The sequence below is a fragment of the Spirosoma utsteinense genome (assembly GCF_014282275.1).
Classification (GTDB): domain Bacteria; phylum Bacteroidota; class Bacteroidia; order Cytophagales; family Spirosomataceae; genus Spirosoma; species Spirosoma utsteinense.
On record NZ_VFIA01000120.1, the window covers coordinates 1 to 2,582 of the forward strand.

Below are 2,582 nucleotides of genomic sequence, written 5' to 3' on the forward strand. Positions count from 1 at the left end.
TTGGTCCCAATAAAACCTTTACAATCGGTTTTGTTGGGTTCCCGCCGTCTTCTGTCTTCGTCTGTCTATCGCTCCCCAACTTTGCTTTCAAAGCCCAGACAGTTCGTATTATTAGCAGTTCAAATTAGCCTGTTCGTATTAAAAGCAGCTCGCATTATGCCGGGAACTGGCAAAAAGTATATAGAATAATAGGACGGCTGAGTTAGGCTTTGGGCCTGGGTAATCCGTATAAAGAACTTAAGAAGGCCCCCCCCCTAACTGCCTGATTATCAAGGGGGGTCATTTCCCTGTTGGGGAAGTGCCATTTCCCTGTTGGGTAAGTGGCACTTCCCCAACAGGGAACAAAAAGGGAAATGGCACTTCCTTCGATGTACGATAAGACTTTCTTTATTGTATGTTTGTAGGGAAATCAGACTTCCCTAATCATGGCTTACAAAAAAATAGGAGATTACTCTCTCAATAAGATCAACCCTTTTCTTGATGACACTCTTCAGCACATCGAGAAGGGGGAAAAAACCTTATTGTTCGGCCAGAAGAACCCTGATCTAATTATTGACAGCGATAGTCAGGTAAAAGGGCATTCGCTTTTTGCCCGAAAGATATCAGTTGACAAAGCGAGATTCATGAAGGTGTTTATGAGTGGCTTATCTAACTGGTTCGATCTTTCCAAGGCCGGTATCAAGGTGTTTGCTTACGTAGCAAATCAAGTAGAGCCGAATAGAGACACATTCATGTTTAGTCTAGAAAGGTGTAAGCATTTTACGGGCTACAAGTCTGATAAGATGGTATTTAGTGGGTTAGCTGAGTTGGCTGAAAACAAATTCATAGCCCGAGGGGAGAACCCTTTTGTCTACTACATCAACCCTACGGTGTTCTTCAACGGCGACCGATTGACCTTCGTAGAGCAGTACGAAGTTGAGCAACCGGCAGAGTTAAAAGAAGGACAGATTCAACAGCCTGCTGATTTAATCGAGTCTTTTGAAAAGGGGGCCGCTACTCTAACGCCTACCCTTTGAATCGCTATTTTCAAAAACTATCACTATCCCAGATGGAGACCCAGCCCAAACCCCCGCCTTTAGAGCGTTTTAAGGCTTATGCAGACGCACCGGACGGACTAACGAAGAATAAGTACCTCGTTTACCCTACGCACGATGTGGACCACTCTATCAACCTTCTATTGCGGATGGTCAAAGCAGGTTGGAAGGTCCGGGCGGCCTATCACGTGTTTTCAGATAGCCGCTCGATCAAGATTGACCACCACGCCAAGGCCGCTGGGCTTATTTAATACGAACAGGTTAATCCGAACTGTTAATAATGCGAACTGTCTGGGCTTTGAAAGCAGGGTTTCAGGAGAACAGGACAAAAGGGGGGAAAGCGGAAAAAGTACAATGCCTGGCCAGCTCTCACGAGTGGCCAGGCATTGTACTTTTTAGAGGAGTGTTTTATAACTAAAGTTATGTTAAGGAAAATAAGATAGAATTGGGAAGACTACAGGGCTAACAGATATCTGAGATTAGTCATAAACGCACTCTTAATTGGGGACCAAAGTAGAAAATAGATAAGGACCTGTTTGCCTGTAGAAAAGTACCGGCCCTTGCTCCAACCCCTACTCGACGACCTAACAAGTAGTAAGCTTCTACCTTGATTGGTATCTCAACCAAGCTGAACGATTCCTCCGTTGTAAAGATCTGTTCACCGTATTGATTAGGGGCTAAATTACCGGAGGCAGCTCTATAAGGGTACTTTAATCGCTGGGTGAATAGCCCAATACCTGATCCCACTTGAACACGGAATTTATCCGTCTTTATAACCGAGTAAGCAGCTGTAAGGGAAAAATGTGATTCGTATCCTTTAGCATTTGTATAGTCATCATAGGAAAAGGCATTACTCCTCCAATCTTCAAAGTAGGCGAACTGACCACTTAGGAGGCCCGTTGAGATCGTCCATCGGTTCTGCAAATGGTAGTCGAAATCAGCCGATAAAAACTGCTTACCAGTGATATGCGTGTAATTCGGCGCGCTATAGAAACCAGTACTCAGAGCAACATCGTATTTACTCTCTTGTGCAAATAGCGTTTTCGCTCCTAAGCCTATACAAACCCAAATCAACAATAATCTTTTCATCTCATTAAGTCTGTTATCCAAGCCAAGAGATCTGTTTTATAAGTGAGCTTATGTAAAGCTACCGATCCTATCAGATATTACAAAGGGGCCAGAAACTAAGCGATTGAGTGCCATTCGGTAGCGTGAGCGTGATACAGTCTTTTTAAAGAGCAAGCGGGAATTACGCTACGCGATAATTCTGCTTGCTCTTTGAGATCACTAACTTGATAATCAATTAATTAACTTTAGAATCCAAATTCTTTAGTAAGCATGTAGTATATAATATGCCTAAAAACCCCATTTCCTGATAGAAAGCGGAGTTTTTAGTATACTGGCTACCATACCGTCTTATTGAGTAACCAACAGTCTTTGGTCCCAATAAAACCTTTACAATCGGTTTTGTTGGGTTCCCGCCGTCTTCTGTCTTCGTCTGTCTATCGCTCCCCAACTTTGCTTTCAAAGCCCAGACAGTTCGTATTA

Annotated in this window: 5 protein-coding genes; 3 read left to right on the top strand and 2 right to left on the bottom strand. The window is 43.5% G+C overall.

The window, feature by feature from the left end:
• The 3 genes from FH603_RS28480 to FH603_RS27935 all read left to right on the top strand — a co-directional run.
• A partial coding sequence (locus FH603_RS28480; RefSeq protein ID WP_222439569.1) for a hypothetical protein occupies positions 1 to 189 on the top strand: 189 nt, incomplete at its 5' end.
• Positions 190 to 425: 236 nt separating this feature from the next.
• Positions 426 to 1,016: a hypothetical protein gene (locus tag FH603_RS27930; protein ID WP_186742621.1), complete on the top strand. Its 591-nt coding sequence runs from the start codon at positions 426 to 428 to the stop codon at positions 1,014 to 1,016.
• Positions 1,013 to 1,285: a hypothetical protein gene (locus FH603_RS27935; RefSeq protein ID WP_186742624.1), complete on the top strand. Its 273-nt coding sequence runs from the start codon at positions 1,013 to 1,015 to the stop codon at positions 1,283 to 1,285. Before FH603_RS27930 ends, FH603_RS27935 begins: the two co-directional genes overlap by 4 nt.
• A gap of 232 nt (positions 1,286 to 1,517) precedes the next feature.
• Here the strand turns inward: FH603_RS27935 and FH603_RS27940 are convergent, their stop codons facing one another.
• Positions 1,518 to 2,123 carry a hypothetical protein gene (locus FH603_RS27940; RefSeq protein ID WP_186742626.1) on the bottom strand — a complete coding sequence of 202 codons (606 nt, stop codon included), beginning with the start codon at positions 2,121 to 2,123 and terminating at the stop codon, positions 1,518 to 1,520.
• A gap of 214 nt (positions 2,124 to 2,337) precedes the next feature.
• The coding region (locus FH603_RS28485) for a hypothetical protein (protein WP_222439570.1) at positions 2,338 to 2,582 on the bottom strand (245 nt) is incomplete at its 5' end.

Excerpts from the sequence above, each read along its gene's own strand:
- FH603_RS27930 (WP_186742621.1), top strand. The coding sequence starts at position 426 with ATGGCTTACAAAAAAATAGGAGATTACTCTCTCAATAAGATCAACCCT.
- FH603_RS27940 (WP_186742626.1), bottom strand. The coding sequence starts at position 2,123 with ATGAAAAGATTATTGTTGATTTGGGTTTGTATAGGCTTAGGAGCGAAA.